Annotated in this window: 18 protein-coding genes and 1 pseudogene; 10 read left to right on the top strand and 9 right to left on the bottom strand. The window is 67.0% G+C overall.

All coding sequences use genetic code 11. From position 1 onward, the window contains the following. The first annotated feature begins 311 nt into the window (after positions 1 to 311). Together GSQ76_RS12480 and GSQ76_RS12475 are read left to right on the top strand one after the other, a co-directional pair. The gene (locus tag GSQ76_RS12480) at positions 312 to 1,652 is read left to right on the top strand and encodes an NtaA/DmoA family FMN-dependent monooxygenase (protein WP_216851028.1); all 1,341 of its coding nucleotides are present in this window, start codon (positions 312 to 314) and stop codon (positions 1,650 to 1,652) included. Between the two features lie 54 nt (positions 1,653 to 1,706). Next, a complete protein-coding gene (locus GSQ76_RS12475) occupies positions 1,707 to 2,516 on the top strand; it encodes a hypothetical protein (protein WP_158744241.1) in 810 nt (269 codons plus the stop codon). 19 nt (positions 2,517 to 2,535) lie between these two features. Here GSQ76_RS12475 and GSQ76_RS12470 read toward each other — a convergent pair whose 3' ends face one another. The 3 genes from GSQ76_RS12470 to GSQ76_RS12460 all read right to left on the bottom strand — a co-directional run bounded on the left by GSQ76_RS12470 (position 2,536) and on the right by GSQ76_RS12460 (position 5,562). Further along, a complete protein-coding gene (locus GSQ76_RS12470; RefSeq protein WP_158744240.1) occupies positions 2,536 to 3,747 on the bottom strand; it encodes an MFS transporter in 1,212 nt (403 codons plus the stop codon). A gap of 100 nt (positions 3,748 to 3,847) precedes the next feature. Continuing rightward, positions 3,848 to 4,609, bottom strand: a complete 762-nt coding sequence (gene allE, locus GSQ76_RS12465) for a (S)-ureidoglycine aminohydrolase (protein ID WP_254070380.1) — start codon at positions 4,607 to 4,609, stop codon at positions 3,848 to 3,850. A 65-nt stretch (positions 4,610 to 4,674) separates the two neighbouring features. Then, entirely contained in the window at positions 4,675 to 5,562 is an 888-nt protein-coding gene (locus GSQ76_RS12460) for a hypothetical protein (RefSeq protein ID WP_158744239.1), read from the bottom strand. On the opposite strand from GSQ76_RS12460, the gene GSQ76_RS12455 reads away from it, so the two are divergent. The 5 genes and pseudogenes from GSQ76_RS12455 to nikE all read left to right on the top strand — a co-directional run. Further along, positions 5,561 to 7,105: an ABC transporter substrate-binding protein gene (locus GSQ76_RS12455; RefSeq protein ID WP_158744238.1), complete on the top strand. Its 1,545-nt coding sequence runs from the start codon at positions 5,561 to 5,563 to the stop codon at positions 7,103 to 7,105. The two genes, GSQ76_RS12460 and GSQ76_RS12455, sit on opposite strands and share 2 nt — an antisense overlap. Before the next feature lie 82 nt (positions 7,106 to 7,187). After that, a complete protein-coding gene (locus GSQ76_RS12450) occupies positions 7,188 to 8,363 on the top strand; it encodes a Xaa-Pro peptidase family protein (protein ID WP_158744237.1) in 1,176 nt (391 codons plus the stop codon). Beyond that, positions 8,360 to 9,310, top strand: coding sequence for an ABC transporter permease (locus tag GSQ76_RS12445; RefSeq protein WP_158744236.1), 951 nt, complete (start codon positions 8,360 to 8,362; stop codon positions 9,308 to 9,310). The genes GSQ76_RS12450 and GSQ76_RS12445 overlap by 4 nt, the downstream gene beginning before the upstream one ends. Next, positions 9,303 to 10,121, top strand: coding sequence for an ABC transporter permease (locus GSQ76_RS12440; RefSeq protein ID WP_158744235.1), 819 nt, complete (start codon positions 9,303 to 9,305; stop codon positions 10,119 to 10,121). Before GSQ76_RS12445 ends, GSQ76_RS12440 begins: the two co-directional genes overlap by 8 nt. Then, positions 10,118 to 11,686: pseudogene (gene nikE, locus GSQ76_RS12435) on the top strand (nickel ABC transporter ATP-binding protein NikE); the annotation flags it as partial. The gene GSQ76_RS12440 and the pseudogene nikE, both read left to right, overlap by 4 nt. Here nikE and GSQ76_RS32475 read toward each other — a convergent pair. After that, positions 11,610 to 11,807 carry a hypothetical protein gene (locus tag GSQ76_RS32475; RefSeq protein ID WP_335904898.1) on the bottom strand — a complete coding sequence of 66 codons (198 nt, stop codon included), beginning with the start codon at positions 11,805 to 11,807 and terminating at the stop codon, positions 11,610 to 11,612. The pseudogene nikE and the gene GSQ76_RS32475 sit on opposite strands and share 77 nt — an antisense overlap. A gap of 18 nt (positions 11,808 to 11,825) precedes the next feature. Then, positions 11,826 to 12,050: a hypothetical protein gene (locus tag GSQ76_RS32470; protein ID WP_335904897.1), complete on the bottom strand. Its 225-nt coding sequence runs from the start codon at positions 12,048 to 12,050 to the stop codon at positions 11,826 to 11,828. 55 nt (positions 12,051 to 12,105) lie between these two features. Between GSQ76_RS32470 and GSQ76_RS12425 the strand changes: the two genes are divergently transcribed. Beyond that, the gene (locus tag GSQ76_RS12425; RefSeq protein WP_158744233.1) at positions 12,106 to 12,918 is read left to right on the top strand and encodes a formate/nitrite transporter family protein; all 813 of its coding nucleotides are present in this window, start codon (positions 12,106 to 12,108) and stop codon (positions 12,916 to 12,918) included. Between the two features lie 12 nt (positions 12,919 to 12,930). On the opposite strand, the gene GSQ76_RS12420 is transcribed toward GSQ76_RS12425, so the two are convergent. After that, positions 12,931 to 13,671, bottom strand: coding sequence for an aspartate/glutamate racemase family protein (locus tag GSQ76_RS12420; protein WP_158744232.1), 741 nt, complete (start codon positions 13,669 to 13,671; stop codon positions 12,931 to 12,933). Between the two features lie 64 nt (positions 13,672 to 13,735). Next, positions 13,736 to 14,203, bottom strand: coding sequence for a MarR family winged helix-turn-helix transcriptional regulator (locus tag GSQ76_RS12415; protein WP_158744231.1), 468 nt, complete (start codon positions 14,201 to 14,203; stop codon positions 13,736 to 13,738). A gap of 97 nt (positions 14,204 to 14,300) precedes the next feature. Here GSQ76_RS12415 and GSQ76_RS12410 point away from each other — a divergent pair, with 97 nt between their 5' ends. Further along, positions 14,301 to 14,699 (top strand): nuclear transport factor 2 family protein, encoded by a 399-nt coding sequence (locus GSQ76_RS12410; protein WP_158744230.1) that lies wholly within the window; start codon positions 14,301 to 14,303, stop codon positions 14,697 to 14,699. A 208-nt stretch (positions 14,700 to 14,907) separates the two neighbouring features. Here GSQ76_RS12410 and GSQ76_RS12405 read toward each other — a convergent pair whose 3' ends face one another. Continuing rightward, positions 14,908 to 15,969 carry an SDR family oxidoreductase gene (locus GSQ76_RS12405; RefSeq protein ID WP_158744229.1) on the bottom strand — a complete coding sequence of 354 codons (1,062 nt, stop codon included), beginning with the start codon at positions 15,967 to 15,969 and terminating at the stop codon, positions 14,908 to 14,910. Positions 15,970 to 16,065: 96 nt separating this feature from the next. Here GSQ76_RS12405 and GSQ76_RS12400 point away from each other — a divergent pair, with 96 nt between their 5' ends. Then, a complete protein-coding gene (locus GSQ76_RS12400) occupies positions 16,066 to 16,455 on the top strand; it encodes a helix-turn-helix domain-containing protein (protein WP_158744228.1) in 390 nt (129 codons plus the stop codon). Between the two features lie 136 nt (positions 16,456 to 16,591). On the opposite strand, the gene GSQ76_RS12395 is transcribed toward GSQ76_RS12400, so the two are convergent. Beyond that, the coding region (locus tag GSQ76_RS12395) for an enolase C-terminal domain-like protein (protein WP_216851027.1) at positions 16,592 to 17,026 on the bottom strand (435 nt) is incomplete at its 5' end.

Genomic DNA, 17,026 nt, shown 5'->3' with positions numbered 1-17,026 from the left:
CTCCGAGCCGGAATCCGTTACGGAGCAGATTTCACACGGTCTGCTTGAATTTCGGCCTTGGTCGTGAGCGACCATTGCTAGGCGCAAACCAGGTGTCAGATTTTGCCCACGAGCGATAAGCATTGCCAAATGAAGCCGCCAACCTAGACATTTATTGTCAAACCAGGAACGCGCGCGGCGCCTACACCAGCCCGATACGACTAACGGCAAAAAGGGGGAAAGGGACGACTGTCCCTGCTGGGTGCAGGGCAACGCCCTGCCTGGCACCCTTCTTGCTCCACCCCCTCCCGTTGCCAAGACGGAGCCCCACCTTGCCCAAGCGGATGCACCTGGCCTTCAACCTCTCCTACACCCACATGAACGGCCGCTGGCAGCTCCCCGGCTCCTGGGACGACCGCACCTTCCCCGACGTCACCCTCTACGAAGACGTCGCCCGCCTGGCCGAGCAGGGCAAGATCGACATGCTGTTCTCCGGCGACGGCACCGGTGTGCCCGACACCTGGGGCGGCTCGCGCGACGCCGCAATCACCTGGGGCATCATGTATCCCCGCGTCGACATGAACCCGGTCATGCTCGCCGCCGCCCGCGTCACCAAGCACATCGGCGTCGGATTGACCTATTCCTCCACCTTCATGCACCCATACTACATGGCCCGGCTCATGAACTCGATGGACCACATGACCAACGGCCGCGTCGCCATGAACCTGGTCACCTCCACCCGCCGCTCCGACGCCGCCAATTTCGGCTTCGACGAACTCATGGAGCACGGCAGCCGCTACGAGCGCATGGAGGAGTTCGTCGACATCTGCCACAAACTCTGGGACGCGACCGAGCCGGACGCGATGCTATGGGACCGCGCCACCGGCCGCGTCGGTGACCCGGCGAAGGTGCACGACATGTCCCACACCGGCCGCTTCTTCCGGGTCGAGGGTCCGCTCAACACGCCCCCCTCACCACAAGGCCGCCCCATCATCATCCAGGCGGGCGGCTCCCCCCGCGGCATCCGCGCCTCGGCCACCATCGCAGACCACGTCTTCGGCGCCGACATGCCGATCGCCGCCCAAATCAAGCAACGCAAGGCCCTGGACGAGGCGCTCACCGCCGTCGGCCGCGATCCAAACGCCGTCGGCGTCCTATGGCAAACCCCGCTCGCCGTGCGCGAGACCGAGGCCGAGGCCAACAGCTACCGCGACCTGCTGCTCAAAACCCTGCCGCCCGAGGCCGTGGGCGTCTACCTGTCCTACCACGCCGGCTACGACCTCAGCACCTTGCCGGCCAGTTTCACCCTGCGCGAGTTGCAGGACGACATCGCCGCCACCAACGCCTCCCCGGTCGGGCTCGTCGGCAAGCTGGCCATGAAGCTGGGCGACGACGCCCACATCACGCGGCAGGAGTTTTTCGAGCACGGCCTGCTCGCCGCAACCCAATATGAGAACACCAAGGCCGGCACCCCCGTCCAGATCGCCGACCACCTGGAAGAAGCGTTCGAGGCGACCGGCAGCCGCGGCGGCTTCATGATTGGCCAGGCCATCGCCGTCATGGCCGATCTGAAGGGCGTGGTCGAATTGCTGATCCCGGAATTGCAACGCCGTGGCCGTTTCCGCACCGAATACACCGGCCGCACCCTGCGCGAAAACCTGGCCGAGCCGTAGCGCCACGGCCGTCCGTTAAGGTTTTCTAAACCACGCGGACGCAGAATACCTCGCATGGATGTCGATCTCGCCGATCTGAGAATTACACTCGCCACCCCCTGCTTCGGCGGCCTTGTGACGCAGCTCTACATGCGTTCGGTCATGGAATTGGCCGCCGTCGCGCACATCGCCGGGTTCCAAATCTCGGTCGAGCTTCTGGGACACGACTCCCTCATCACCCGCAGCCGCAACGCGCTGGTCGGCCGCTTCCTCGATGATCCTCGCGCCACCCATTTGTTATTCGTCGACGCCGATATCGGGTTCGAGCCAGACCAGCTGTCGCGCATGTTGCAGTTCAACCAGGACGTGGTCGCGGGCGTATATCCGTTCAAACAAATCGAGTGGGGCGATGGCGGGCTGCAACGCGCCGTGAATGGCGAGCCGCTGGAGACCGCCGGCCTACGCTACGTCGGCACGGCCTGCACCGGCGCCGAATTCCAGGACCGTGACGGTTTCGTCACCGCGCAATACGCCGGAACCGGCTTCATGCTGATCAAGCGCGCGGCCCTGCTGCGGATGGTCGCCGCATACCCCGAGCTTCGCTACGACGCCACCCCGACCAATGCGGCGCCGGGTGTCGAAAGCTTTCACTACGCCCTGTTCGACTGCATCATCGACCCGGCCACGAACAAGTACCTGGGCGAGGATTACGGCTTCTGCCAACGCTGGCGCACGATCGGCGGAACAGTCTGGCTCGACACCCGCTCCACGCTCACCCATGTCGGTTCGACCGAATTCGTCGGCCGGCCCAGTTACCGGAACTATGCCCCCACTGCGTCCCCCATCGCCGCCCCATCCCGCGCAGCCCCATCTCGCGCAGCATAAGCGGATCCAAACGCCGCAGTCACGGCGCCCGGCGCGTGACCGCACGAATAGCCACGAGGGCAGCCGCGAACCCCGAGGCCGCACCAACGCCGAGCGCCCAGCGCGGCCCGTAATGGTCGGCCACCCAACCCACGATCGGCGCCCCAATCGGCGTGCCCCCAAGCGCCACGCTCACCCGCAGCGCCATCACCCGTCCGCGCATCGCGGGCTCGGTCGATAGCTGCATCAGGCTGTTCGACGTGTTGGTGACGGTGAGTGACGCCACGCCGATGATCACCAGCGCCCCGCCGAAAAACCAGTAGCCCGGCGCCAGCGCCGCCAACGTGCAGCCCACCCCGAACAACGCCGCACCGATCAGCAGCAACCGAAACGCCGGCTTCTCCCGCCGTGCGCCCAAAAATGCGCCCGTCACCGTGCCGATCGCCATGATCGACGACAACAGGCCATACCCGCTCGCATCCGTGTGAAAAACGCTGACCGCCATGGTCGAGATGAAGATCGGGAAGTTCAGGCCAAACGTCCCGATCAGGAACAGCATCACCAGGATCGCCATCAAATCGGGGCGCTTCCAGACATAGGCCAGCCCTTCGACGAAACTCCCGCGGGACCGGCGCGCCCGGGCATTCGGCCGCAGCTCGGCAGCCCGCAGGCTCATCAGCGAGATCAACACCGCGATGAACGAGGCGCCATTGATCAGGAACGCCCAGCCGGTCCCGATCGCGCCGATCGCGAGGCCCGACACGGCAGGCCCAATCATCCGTGCGGTATTGAACGAGGTGGAATTCAGCGCCACCGCGTTGTGCAGGTCTGCGTCGCCCACCAGTTCGGCCACGAAGGTCTGGCGCACTGGCGCATCGAACGCCGCCGCACTCCCAAACAGGAACGCGAAGACGTAGACATGCCAAAGCTGAACCACCCCGGCAATCGTCAGCGCCCCCAGCGCCAGGGCCAATGTACCCATCGTCGTCTGCGTGATCAGCAGCAGCCTGCGCTGGTTGAAATGGTCCGCCGCCGACCCGGTCCACGGCAGCAGCAGGAATTGCGGCCCGAACTGCAGCGCCATCACCACGCCCACGGCGGAGGCGTCGTGATGCGTCAACTGGGTCAGCACCAGCCAATCCTGCGCGGTCCGCTGCACCCAGGTGCCGATATTGGACACGAAGGCGCCGCCGACCCAAACCCGATAGTTATAGCTGCGCAGGGACCGAAAGGCGCCCCAGCGAGGCGTCACGGATGGTCCGGCTGATTGCCGCCGTTGAACCGGCCGAAATGCGGCACGACATTGGCAAGAAACACACCGCCAAAGAAATACACGAGACGAAACCAGGCCATCAGAACAACACGTCGCGATTGATGTCCTTGTACAGCAAATAGGCCGCACCTTCCCACCCAGTGCAATAGAATTGCTGCGGCACGTACGAGCCCATCCAGATGAAATCGCCCGTCCAGCATTCGTGCCATTCGCGCCCCAGCAAATACAGGCCCTGGCCCTCCAGCATATACAGCCCGTGCTCCATGATGTGCGTCTCGACGAACGGGAAGTAGTTACCCGGCGCGAAGCTCAGGATGTTCACCGCCATGTCGAACCCAAGGTCCTCGTCGGGCAGCAAATGCTGCCAGGCCCGGCCCGCCGTGTGCTTCAGCCGCCGCTCCGTCGTGCTGCGATGCCCAAACAATGCGGCGGGAATCCGCAAATCCGGAATCGCCTCATACGGGCGCTTGATCCAGATGGCCTTCGCCGGCCCATCCGGCGCCAGCAGATGCAGCGCCGTCCCGGCGGGAATGTAGGCGTAGCCGCCAGCATCCAGCGTTCGCCGGTCCTCGCCAGCGCCGATCTCCAACACGCCGGCGACCACGTACAGGAAATGCTCCAACCCATCGGCAATCGGCGCGATGGTGCCACCGCCGGGTGCGACCTCCAGCAACGCCTGGGCGAAGCGGGCGCCCATGCTGGGGGAGGTATGAAACCGCACCAGCGTATTGCGCAGGCTGGGCAGGCGGCTTTCCAGAATACCCTCGGGCGGCATCACGGCATAATGCGGCGTCACCATGGTGCGGTTGTTGCCGAAGATACCGGGGGGCGGGTTGGGCATGGCACGGACCTCCATCGGGCGGGCAGGGGCGATCAGACCGGCCATTGTACCGCAGATTGCCCGCGTCACTCAAATGCGTAGGTTTTACCTAATTTCAGGATCCATGTTTCGGAGAAGGCGAGGAAGGCGCTGCGGCTCTCGCGCCCCGCGACCGGCCGGGGCATCACGCGACCCGGCAGGCGGCGCCCATTGACGGTACACCACGCCTCGTCGCTATCCACGATCACGCTATACATCTGGTGCCGCCCAGTCGCGGTCAGCGAGGGCGGCATGTCCACCGCGTATGGCGCACCCAGCCTGTCCCACACCAGCTCCACCGCCATCCCCGGCGCGCTGATGCACTCGGCGTAGCGTGTGCCGGTATGCGCGCCACGCGACACGGCCGTCAGCGGCCGGTAGGGCAGGGTTCGCACCAGCTCGCGCCCGCGAAACGCGGCGAAATGCGCCATGAAGCCCTCTACCAGGTAACGCGCCATCGGTTCGTTATCCGTCAGGCACAGATTGGCGTCGGCGCGCGTACCGGACGGGTCCTGCAACACCACGCAGGCATGCCCTACGCCATGCGGCGACCAAGTCACGCGAAAGAAGCATAGCAGCGATGCCCAATCGCCATCCGGATCGTCCTTGAGGTACATCACCGGGTTCTCGCCGGTCCAATCGACGGTGCCAGAGGGGTACGGGTCGGCAATCATCAGGATGCTCCTACGAAATAGGCCAGGCATCGTGCCAGCGATCCCGCACATCCGAAAGCTGCCCGGCCGGCCCGGTTCTGCCCAGTCGGCGTGCAACGGACCCAACCATCCCGCCACGGCATCCCGTGCCAGCACGCCGCCGCAGGCGGTCCAGGCCAGGGTTGCCGGGGCGGCATGGCGATTGCACGGCGCCGGGCAAAGGCGGCCGTGCCGGAATGCAACACCCCATCCAACCACCTCCAGCCCTGGGACCATCGACATGAACGCCTCCCATCCCTCCCGCCGCACCCTGCTGGGCGGCATTGCCGCATCCGCCGCCCTGCCGCTAGTCGCCGGCGCCCAGCCCGCACCTCTCCAGGGCACCCCAAAGCGGGGCGGCGTGCTCAAGATCTCCGTCGCCCAACGCACCGCCTCGCTCAACCCGCTGCAGATCTCCGGCCCCTCGGAATACATCGCCGCCGACATGCTGTTCTCCAGCCTGCTGCGTATGAGCCCGTCCATGAAGGCCGACCCCGATCTCGCGACGGAGTTCACCGCCGACGCGGCCGCCAAGGTCTTCACCTTCAGGCTGCGGCCGAACGTGACATTCCACGACGGCACCCCGCTCACCGCCGACGACGTCGTCGCCACCTACAAGGCCATCCTGAACCCGAAAACCCTGGCCCCATCCCGCGCCGCCATGGGCTCCTTGCAGGAGATCGAGGCCGTGGACCCGCTCACCGTCCGCTTCACCTGCGCCAAGCCCTTCGCCGACTTCCCCGTCGCCACCGCGCATGCCAATGCCAAGATCGTCTCCGCCGTCGCCCTGCGCGACCTGCCCGGCATGGCGACCAAGGCCAACGGCACCGGCCCGTTCAAGCAGGACGTGTTCGACTCCACCCGCCTGCTGCGCGTCGTCCGCAACCCGGCCTACTTCACCCCCGGATTCCCCTACCTGGACGCGGTCGAACTGCCGCTATTCCCGGACCTCACGGCGGAGGTGCAGAACCTGCTCTCCGGCACCACCGACATCATGGCCGACGTGCAGCAGGCCGATTACAAGCGCATCGCCGCCGCACCCGGTATCGTCGCGCAGCGCGTGAAATCCGGCCGTTTCGCCAACATCGTCATGCGCATGGACACCAGGCCGTTCAACGACATCCGCGTCCGCAACGCCCTGGCCATGGCGATCGACCGCGACACGCTGGTGGACCTGGTGCTGGAAGGGCTGGGCCAATCTGCCGGCGACAACGCCATCTCCCCGCAATACCAGTTCTACAGCGACACCCAGGCCGCCACCTACGACCCGGTCGCCGCCAAGAAGCTGCTGGCCGAGGCCGGCTATCCGAACGGCCTCAAGATCCCGCTCATCTGCTCCAACCGCCCGGCCATCCGCTCCGCCGTCGGCGTGGCAATGAAGGAGATGACGCGCGACGCCGGGTTCGACATCGACGTGCAAACCATCCCGCACGACACCTACCTGGCCAACGTCTGGATGAAGGGCAATTTCTACGTCGGCTACTGGGGCATGCAGGCGACCGAGGACGCCGCCTTCACCCTGCTCTTCACCAGCAGCGCCGCCTTCGCCGATACCGCCTGGAATAACAAGGAATTCGACGATCTGGTCGCCGAAGGCGCCTCCACCGTGGACGCCAACGCCCGCCGCGCGATCTACGCCAAGGCGCAGGCGCTGATGGTGCGGGACAAACCCTCCCTCATCCCGTTCTTCCAGGACGTCCTCACCGCCAGCCGCGACCGGGTGAAGGGTTGGACGCAGGGCCCGCTGCAACGCTCTTTCTTTATCGAGCGCGTGTGGCTGGCCTAGCCGCATGCGGCAGCGCGACGCCGCCCCTGGAAAAGTCCAACGCCGATCCCGCCCCATCTCCATCCCTGCTAGGGCCCAATCCATGTTCGCTGGCACCCCAACGCTCCCCTTCACTCGCGACGAGCACATGGCCCGCCAGGCCAAGCTCCGCGCCACCCTGGCCGAGCGCGGGTTCGACGCCATCCTCGTCTTCGCTCAGGAAAGCCATTTCTGGCTCACCGGCTACGACACCGGCGGCTTCGTCTTCTTCCAATGCGCCGTCATCACCGCCGACGACGCGCCGATCACCCTGCTCACCCGGCGTCCCGACCTGTTCCAGGCCCGCCAAACCAGCACGATCGAGGACATCCGCCTCTGGTGGGATGCCGAGGACGCCGACCCTGCCGGCGCCCTGCGCGAAATCCTGCGCGAGAAGGGGCTCGCCGGCAAACGCATCGCCGTCGAGATGAACACCCACGGCCTCACCGGCTGGAACCTCTACCGCGTGCAAACCGCCATGGCCGGCTTCTGCACCCTGGAATTCGACCAACACCTGATCCGCCTGCTGCGCCTGGTGAAATCCCCCGCCGAGATCGAGGTGATGCGCCGCGCCGGCAAGCTGCTGGACAAATCGCTGGACGCCGTCATCGCCGCCGCCCGCCCCGGCGTGATGGATAGCGCGCTCACCGCCACCTATCTCTCCGTCGTGCTCGGCGGCGGCGGCGACATGCCGCCCAACGCCCCCCTCTTCAACTCGGGCGCCCGCGCCCTCTATGGCCGCGGCGTCAGCCAACCCCGCGCGCTCGACCCGATCGACCAGATCATCGTCGAATACCCGGTCGCCATTCGCCGCTACAACGTGAAGACGGAATGGCTGATCCTGCTCGGCCAATGCACCGATACGCAGCGCCGCATGTTCGACACCGTCCGCTCCACGCTGGACCGCATGACCGAGATCTCCCGCCCCGGCACCACGCTGGGGGAAATATTCGACGCCCATGCGCACGGCCTGGACTCCGCCGGCTACGCCGCCGCCCGCTTCGGCGCCACCGGCTACTCCGTAGGCCTCACCTACGCCCCTACCAGCATGGACACGCCGCCCATGATCTACGCCGGCAATCCCACGGTGTGCCGCCCCGGCATGGTCCTGTTCTTCCACGTCATGCTCGGCGACATGGAGACGGGCTACGCCGCCGGCGTCGGCCACACCCTGCTCATCACGGAGGGCGCGCCAGAAATCCTCACCGGGCTTCCCGACGACCTCACCGTCATAAAGTGACCGCCGGCTGGCTCCTCCGCCGCCTCGGGACGATCGTGCTGGTGCTGCTCATCGTGTCGTTCACGGTCTTCGGCATCACCCAATTGCTCCCCGGCAACGCCGCGGTGATGATCCTGGGTGAGTTCGCCACCGCCGACCAGCGCCACGCGATGGAGCTGGCGATGGGCCTGAACGACCCATGGTATCAGCAATACGGCCACTGGCTCGGCAACATCCTGCGTGGCGACTGGGGCATGTCCGCCGGCCTGTCCCGCCCGGTCGCCTCCCTGGTGGGGGATGCACTCGGCCGCTCCGCGATCCTGGCCGGCGCCACCCTGGTCACCGTCTGCCTCGTCGCCACACCAATCGGCGTGGCCGGCGCCCTGCTGCGCGGCACGGTGTTCGACCTGGTGATCGGTCTGGTCGCCTATCTCGGCGCCTCCGTCCCCGAATTCGTCACCGCGACCCTGCTGCTGGTGGTCGTCGCCGGCCCCGACACCGGCTGGCTGCCCGCCGGCGGCTTCACCCCGGCGGCGGATGGCCTGGGACAGTTCGCGCTGCACATGGTGCTCCCCGTCGCCACCCTGTCGCTCATCCTGGTCGCCCATCTCTCCCGCCAGATCCGCAGCGAAATGGGCGAGGTATTGGGCTCCGACTACATCCGCGCCGCCCAGGTCAAGGGCCTGACCCGCACCCGCATCGTCCTCGTCCACGCCCTGCGCAACGCCCTGGCCCCCGCCGTCGCCGTCCTCTCCCTCGACGTCGGCTACCTCCTCGGCGGCATCCTGGTCGTGGAAGAAGTCTTCGCCTGGCCCGGCCTCGGCCGCCTCCTCATCTACGCCGTGCAAAACCGCGACCTGGTCGTGATGCAGGCCGCAACCCTGGTCATGGCCGCCGCCTACACGATGTCCAACCTGGCCGCCGACATCATCATCGCGAAACTGGACCCGCGCGTGCATTATGCGTGACCTATTTCGCCAACCCACCTTCATCGTCGGCTTCGTCCTGCTCTCCCTCGTCGCCATCGCCGTCATCTTCGGCCCCTGGCTCGCCCCTTACGACCCGCAAGCCTTCCACCCCCGCGCCCGCCTGCAACCGCCCTCAGCCGCCTTCCTGCTCGGCACCGACCAATTCGGCCGCGACCTGCTCTCCCGCCTCCTCATCGGCGCCCGCGCCACCGTGCTCTTCGGCGTCGGCGCCACGGCCCTGGGCGTCGCGGCCGGCGGCCTCATCGGCCTGGTCGCCGGTGTGTCCGCAGGCGCCGTGGACGCCGTCATCATGCGCATTCTGGATGGCCTGGTTGCCGTGCCGGACCTGCTCTTCGCCCTGCTCATCGTCACCATCCTCGGCAACGGCATGCAAAATGCCCTGCTCGCCGTCGCCATCGCCTTCACCCCGGGGCTCGCCCGCATCGCCCGCAGCACCGTCCTCTCCCTCCGCGGCCGCGACTACGTCCTCGCCGCCCGCGCCCGCGGCGAGGGCCCGGCCTGGGTCATCCTCTGCGAGGTCCTCCCCAACGCCATCGGCCCCGTCATCATCGAGGCCACGATCCGCGTCGCCTTCGCCGTCATGATCGGCGCCACCCTCGGCTTCCTCGGCCTCGGCGCCCAACCACCCTCCACCGAATGGGGCCTGATGATCGCCAGCGCCCGCCAATTCATGGCCCGCAACATCTGGACCGTGCTCGTCCCCAGCGTCGCCATCGCCATGGTCGCCCTCGGCTTCAATCTGCTCGGCGACGCCCTGCGCGACCACCTGGACCCGCGCGCCCGCCGATGAGCCCCGTCCTCAGCGTCACCGGCTACACCCTGTCCTACCGCACCCGGTCGGGCCTGCGCCGGGCCTTGTCCGACATCACCCTCGACATCGCCCCCGGCGAAACCCTCGGCCTGGTCGGCGCCTCCGGCTCCGGCAAATCCTCGCTCGCCTGGTCCATCCTCCGCATGCTGCCGGGCAACGCGCAGGAGGGCAGGGGCCAGATCGCCCTCGCCGGCCAGGACCTCCGCATGCTCACCCGGCGCCAACTCGCCGCCCTCCGCGGCCGCCGCATCGGCATGGTCTTCCAAGACCCATCTACCGCCCTCAACCCCTCGATGCGCCTCGGCGACCAAGTGGCGGAGGTGCTCATCCGCCACCAACGCCTCAACAATCGCGACGCCGCCATCCAGGCTGAGGCCTGGCTCGCCCGCACCGGCCTGCCGCACCCACGCGCTATCATGGACCGCTATCCCCACCAGGTGTCCGGCGGCGAGAAGCAACGCGTGGTCATCGCCACCGCCTTCGCCTGCCGCCCCGAACTCATCATCTTCGACGAGCCCACCACCGCGCTCGACGTCATCACCGGCGCCCGCATCCTGGACCTCTTCGCCGAACTCCGCGCCGAAACGCCGGTCGCCTCGCTCTACATCTCGCACGATCTGGCCCTGGTCGGCCGCATCGCCGACCGCGTCGCCGTGCTGGAGGCCGGGCGCATCGTCGAACAAGGCCCCGCCCGGGACGTGCTGCGCGCACCCCGCACCGCCACCACCCGCCGCCTGCTGGACGCCATCCCCGACCCGGCGCATCGCCTCTCCGGCCCGCCGCCGCCCGCCGCCCCGCTGCTCGCCTTGAACGACGTCACCGTCACGTACGGCCGGGCCAGCGCATTCGGCCAATTACTCGGCGCCCCCGCCCCGGTGCAGGGCGCCCGCCACCTCACCCTCGCGCTCAACCAGGGCGAAATCCTCGGCATCGTCGGTGAATCCGGCTCCGGTAAATCCACGCTGGCCCGCGCTCTCACCGGCATCGCCCCCTTCACCGGCCAGGTCGTGTTCGCCAACCGCCGCATGACCGGCACCGACCGCATGGACCGCGCCTGGCACCGCGACATCCAGATCATCTTCCAAAACCCCGACGCCTCGCTCAACCCGCGCCACCGCATCCGCACCATCCTCGGCCGCCCCCTCCGCCTCTACGCCCCCGCCAGCCCGGCCGAGATCGAAGCCGGAATCATCGCCATGCTGGAGGAGGTCGGCCTCCCCGCTGCCTACGCCAGCCGCCACCCGCACGAACTCTCCGGCGGCGAGAAGCAGCGCGTCGCCATCGCCCGCGCCTTCGCCGCCGCGCCCAAGCTGGTGATCTGCGACGAAATCACCTCCGCGCTGGACGTCGTGGTGCAGGCCGACATTGCCCGCCTCCTCATCGCGCTGCAGGCCCGTCACGGTACCGCCTGCCTGTTCATCACCCACGACCTCAACCTGGTGCGCCAACTCGCGCACCGCGTCGCCGTCATGTACCGCGGCGACGTGGTCGACGTCTTCGACGCCACCGACTTCGCCACCGCCGACCGCCACCTCTACACCCAGGCGTTGCTCTCCGCGGTGTCCCGCCTATAGCGCCGGCACTCAACTTGCGCTCGACATCCGCCAGATGCTCGCGTGCAATCGCATCCACCGCCTCGCAGGACCGGCTCGTCTGGTCCGCCAAATCCAGCAACGCGCGGATCTACTCGATCGAGAACCCCAGCTCGCGCAACGACGCGATCGGCAGTGCGGCCGTCATGCTGGCCGCGCTGGGTGTGTTTGGGACGCAGACCGGCTGGCCGGACGTCATCGTCGCCGCCATATGAGCTGCCTGGGCCTCTGGGGCGACTGGCAGATCGTCACCCAGGCCCATGCGGAACGACGCGGCACCCCGATGGCCGCCGGGCTTGGCGATTAGTTTGCACAAAAGCCATTGGCACGGCGCGTGCTTGGCCCGGTTCAGCAACGGGTGATTTTACGCAATGTCCTATTTGATGCCGTCCGAATTTGCCGTGAAAATGGTCGATGCCGGTGAATCCAAGCTCCTCATGGCGACCAGGGATGTCCTGATCCGCGCCTTCATGGCCGGCGCCATCCTGGCCCTTGCGGCCGTCTTCGCCGTTACCATCACCGCGCAAACCGGCGTCCCCATCGTCGGCGCCGCGCTGTTCCCCGTCGGCTTCTGTATGCTGTACCTGTTAGGATTCGACTTGCTCACCGGCGTCTTCACGCTCACCCCGCTCGCCCTCATCGACAAGCGACCCGGCGTCACCCTCGGCAAAGTTCTCAAGAACTGGGGCCTGGTCTTCGTCGGCAATTTCGCCGGCGCGCTCGTCGTCGCGGTGATGATGTCGATCATCTTCACCTTCTGCTTCTCCACCGAGCCGAGCGCCGTCGGCAAGGTCATCGCCGGCATCGGCGAGGCCCGCACCATCGGCTACAAGCAATACGGCGCCGCCGGCATGCTCACCCTGTTCATCCGCGGCATGCTGTGCAACTGGATGGTGTCAACCGGCGTGGTCGGCGCGATGATCTCCACCTCCGTCAGCGGCAAGGTCATCGCCATGTGGATGCCGATCATGGTGTTCTTCTTCATGACGTTCGAACATTCGGTGGTGAACATGTTCCTGTTCCCCTCCGCCCTCATCATGGGCGGCAAATTCTCCGTCGCCGACTACATCATCTGGAACGAAATCCCGACTGTGGTCGGCAACCTCGTCGGCGGCCTCGCCTTCACCGGTCTGACGCTCTACGCGACCCACGTGAAGACCGGGCCGAAGCGCGTCATCATCTAGTTCGGCGTCGGCTCACGGTCGCGGCGGATGCAACGCCGCGGCCAATGCGTCGCCCAGGCCGCGCGGCGGATGCGGTTTCGGCAGCGGCGTCGCGTGCGCCGGGCGAATGCCCAGCCCAACCGCAGCCTCGGCCAGGCGAATGGCGCAGGCCATGCCGTCCAGCAATTGCACCGGCGCCACGGGCTGCAGCCGCCGGGCCATGCCGCTGGTCGCCGCGCCAACGATCACCACGCTGGCCGCCCCCTGCGCCCGCAAGCGCTCAGCCGCATCCAATACCGCCCGGTCCAGCCGCGCCGTATCCGCGTAGCCGGCGGCCGACTCCAATTCGATCGTCTCACACCCCGTCATACGCCCGGCCAGGCCGTTCGCCGCCACCAGGTCCAGATACAAACCCCGCGTGGCCATGCCGAACGTCACCATGCCGAACCGCCGCCCGAACAGGCACGCAGTGTGCAGCGCCGCCGCCGTCATGCCGATCACGGGGAACGGCATCAACTCCTGTGCCGCCGCCAGCGCCGTGTCCATCGAAATGGCGAGGATCGCGGCATCCACCTGGCCCACCTGGCGCGCCAGCATATCCAGCACCGCATGCCCGGCGACCACGTTCTCCGCATCGGTCGACACGATCCCGACACCGAAACACCCCGTGGCGCCAATGATCTCCGTGCCCGGCGCCGCATGGTGCCGGGCCTCCGTCACCGCAGCGTCGGTCACCGCCTGCGTCAGGTTGGGATTGACGACAAGGATCTTCATGGCTGCGTTCCTCCCACGGCGGTGACGTGGCGCATCATAGCCGCACCTGGTTTTTCAACACAGCCTACGAACCGGGCGACGACTCGTCGGCACTCGCGATCCGGTCGAGGTTTGCGATGACCCGCGTCAGCAAGCCGACGAGTTGCGCGGCTTCCGCATCCGTGAAGCCACTCAATGCTTCCCCATTGCCTTCGAACAGCGCCGCACACGCATCCGGCAAGCGCGCCCGGGCGATGCGCGTCAGCGCAATGCGGCTGCTGCGTCCATCATCGGCGTCGGGCGTGCGCCGGATCAGCCCGTCCCGCTCCATCCGGACCAACATCTGCGCCATCGAAGGCTGCTCGATCTTCGCGAACCGCGCGAGGTCGCGTTGCGTGTTCGCCCGGCCATCCTGCAGCGCAATCAGCACCGGCAAATGGCCCACCCCAAACCCCAAGGGCTTCAGCCGCGCCTCGCTCAGCCGCGCAAACCCCCGCGCCGCCAGGCTGATCAGATGCCCAGGCGTCGAGAGCACCTCGAACGTCAATCCCATTGCATAGGCGCCTATGTTTATATATAGTCACCTATACACATACCTGCGGCGTCACGCGACGACAAGCGGACGCATGCTGTCGAGAAGGGGTGACCAGATGAACAACGACGCGCTCGTGCGCCAACTCTACGAGGGCTTCAACCGCCGCGACATCCCAACCGTGCTAAGCTTGCTGGCCGAAACCGTCGCCTGGGCAAACGGCATGGACGGCGGCCACGTGCACGGCCACGCGGCCATCCGGGCCTACTGGACCAAGCAATGGGCCGCGATCACGCCGCAGGTCGACCCCACGCACGTCGCCCAGCGCGACGACGGCGCGACCACGGTGGACGTCCACCAGGTCGTGCGCGACCTCGCGGGCAAACTGCTGCTGGATGAAACCGTCCGGCACGTCTTCCACATCCACGACGGCCTCGTCACCCGCTTCGACATCGAGACCGCGGGCAAACTCGCCACCGTCGCGCACGACGTGTCGGTTGGCTCAACGCCGCAGTAGAGTGCCGCGAAGTCGCGCAATGGTGGAGTAACCGATGCCGCTGAGAGTCATGATACTGCACGGTGCCCATGGCGGCCCGGACATGAACTGGTTTACCTGGCTTCACGCCAATCTTGAAGCACATCATCCTCGGCGGCGGCCATCTCAACTGCGAGACGCGATCCTCGCCACCCAGTCCGCCTAGCCGACGCGGCTCATATCGGCGCCCTCATGGAACCAGGCGATCGGCCCGCAGCCGCGCGAACAGATCGAAGAACGCATCATCGGTCGGCTGGTATTCGCGAAAGCCTAGGCGGCGGCTCTTGGACATGTCCGTCACCACCTCGATCGGCCGGCCAAGATCGGCATCGGTGTGCCAGGGCGAGGCAAGCCGATCCAGATCGGGTTCGGCAAGGTGCTCACGCTCGGCGATCTGCCGCCAGAGCGGGCCGTCATCCCTCATCTGCTGCGCCAGCGGGTGGACGCTGCCATCGAAGCCTGCCGGTTCCAGCCCGAACCAGGTGGCGATCCGCCCCCACATCCACTGCCAGCGGAAGATATCGCCATCGACCACGTTGAACGCCTCATTGGCCGCCCCGGGCGTGGTCGCGGCCCAAAGCAAGTGCTGCGCGAGCAGCCTCGCATCGGTCATGTCGGTAAGCCCGCTCCACTGCACGGCCGACCCGGGGAAGGTGAACGCCCGCCCGGTCTCCCGGCACAGCGAGGCATAGACGGCCAACGTCGTACCCATGTTCATCGCATTGCCCACCGCCATGCCGATCACCGTATGCGGGCGGTGCACGCTCCAGGTGAAACCGTCGCGCGCGGCGGCCGCAAACACCTCGTCCTCCTGCGCATAGTAGAAATTTTCGACGTCGAGCCGGCCCTGCTCCTCGCGAAACGGCGTCTGCGGCAGGCTGCCTTTGCCGTAGGCCTCGAACGGCCCCAGATAGTGCTTCAACCCGGTCACCAACGCGACATGCCGGGTGCTGCCGCCGGTCCGCAATCCATCGAGCAGATTGCGGACCATCGCCGAATTCACCCGGATGTTCTCGGCCTCGTTCGCCTGGCGCAGCCAGGTGGTGATGAACACCGCGTCCGGCCGCACGCCCGCCAGCGCCGCCGCCGTCGCCGCCGCATCCTGCAGGTCAGCCGCGACCGGCTGCACGCCGGGCTGCCCGGTCGGCCGGCGCGCCAGCCCGTAAACCGTCCAGCCCTGCTCAACCAGCAGCGCCGCCACGGCACTGCCCACGATCCCGCTCACGCCCACCACCAATGCCGTTCCGCTCAAATCCAGCGCTCCTGTCCAATCTAACCACTAACTGGGCAGCCCCACCTGGCATTCCTAGACGGCACCATTTAGGGACGTAGGCACCAGGAGGTAACCATGGACGCAGGAACGGTCGAGACGGAATGGCGCGAGGATTGCGCGCCCCGGCGTGTACTGGAGTTGTTCGCGACCAAATGGACCAGCATGGTCCTCCACACGCTGAATGCCCAACACGCCGGGGCAGCCCGCACCGGCGTGTTGCAACGCAGCCTGCCCGGCATCTCCAAGAAGATGCTGGTCCAGACCCTGCGAGAGATGCAGGCGAGCGGCCTCGTCAGCCGCCATGTCCAGGGATCGGTCCCGCCCGCGGTGGAATATCGCCTCACCCCCTTAGGCTCCCGCTTCGTCGAACCGGTCGAGCTGCTCTACGCCTGGGGCCGCGACAATGCCGACGCCCTTGACCAACTCGGCAGCCGCCCGAGCTCCCGGCGACAACGCCCCGAGTGACAGCCCCGCATATCTGCGATCCCCGAAACAGCGATCCCCGAAACAGCGATCCCGGAAACAGCGATCCCCGAAACAGCGATCCCGGTCAACGCGCAGGAAGCGTCTACGCAATCCAGCCCGCCTGGCTCTCTGCCCGTCATGCGATGGCAAATCGCCGCACACGGTCCCAGTCAACCAGTGCATCCCAATTGGTGCCGTCTGGCAACTCGATATGACCATCCCGGACGTGCAGCGGCTGATGCAGGATCTGCTCGCGCATGAGCAGGAAGAAACTCTGTTCGGCCGGCATCAGTGGATGTTTCAACCCGGCGGCGAATTGTAGGCTGATGAGCGTGCCAAGCGCGCCTTCCGCATACATCCCGGCGCAGACCGCGGCCCCGGCAGCCTCCGCCAGGGCCGTGATACGGCTCGCCTCCGTGATGCCCACCCGGCCCGGCTTGACGCTCAGCGAATTGGCGCCATGCGAGAGGAAACGCGTCGCATCCGCGACAGAGATGCAGGGCATGTCGACAAGGATCGGGATCGGGCTGGCAGCCTGCAAGGCGGCGAACGCGGCATTCGGCAGCAGGGG

The sequence above is a fragment of the Acidisphaera sp. L21 genome, assembly GCF_009765685.1.
GTDB lineage: Bacteria > Pseudomonadota > Alphaproteobacteria > Acetobacterales > Acetobacteraceae > LMUY01.
The sequence above is the reverse complement of the archived record's forward strand: the minus strand, read 5'-3'. Positions and strand labels throughout refer to the sequence as shown.

Coding starts and splice junctions, on each gene's coding strand:
- GSQ76_RS12475 (WP_158744241.1), top strand. CDS start 1,707: ATGGATGTCGATCTCGCCGATCTGAGAATTACACTCGCCACCCCCTGC.
- allE (WP_254070380.1), bottom strand. CDS start 4,609: ATGCCCAACCCGCCCCCCGGTATCTTCGGCAACAACCGCACCATGGTG.
- GSQ76_RS12455 (WP_158744238.1), top strand. CDS start 5,561: ATGAACGCCTCCCATCCCTCCCGCCGCACCCTGCTGGGCGGCATTGCC.
- GSQ76_RS12460 (WP_158744239.1), bottom strand. CDS start 5,562: ATGTCGATGGTCCCAGGGCTGGAGGTGGTTGGATGGGGTGTTGCATTC.
- GSQ76_RS12450 (WP_158744237.1), top strand. CDS start 7,188: ATGTTCGCTGGCACCCCAACGCTCCCCTTCACTCGCGACGAGCACATG.
- GSQ76_RS12440 (WP_158744235.1), top strand. CDS start 9,303: ATGCGTGACCTATTTCGCCAACCCACCTTCATCGTCGGCTTCGTCCTG.
- GSQ76_RS12425 (WP_158744233.1), top strand. CDS start 12,106: ATGTCCTATTTGATGCCGTCCGAATTTGCCGTGAAAATGGTCGATGCC.
- GSQ76_RS12420 (WP_158744232.1), bottom strand. CDS start 13,671: ATGAAGATCCTTGTCGTCAATCCCAACCTGACGCAGGCGGTGACCGAC.
- GSQ76_RS12415 (WP_158744231.1), bottom strand. CDS start 14,203: ATGGGATTGACGTTCGAGGTGCTCTCGACGCCTGGGCATCTGATCAGC.
- GSQ76_RS12410 (WP_158744230.1), top strand. CDS start 14,301: ATGAACAACGACGCGCTCGTGCGCCAACTCTACGAGGGCTTCAACCGC.
- GSQ76_RS12400 (WP_158744228.1), top strand. CDS start 16,066: ATGGACGCAGGAACGGTCGAGACGGAATGGCGCGAGGATTGCGCGCCC.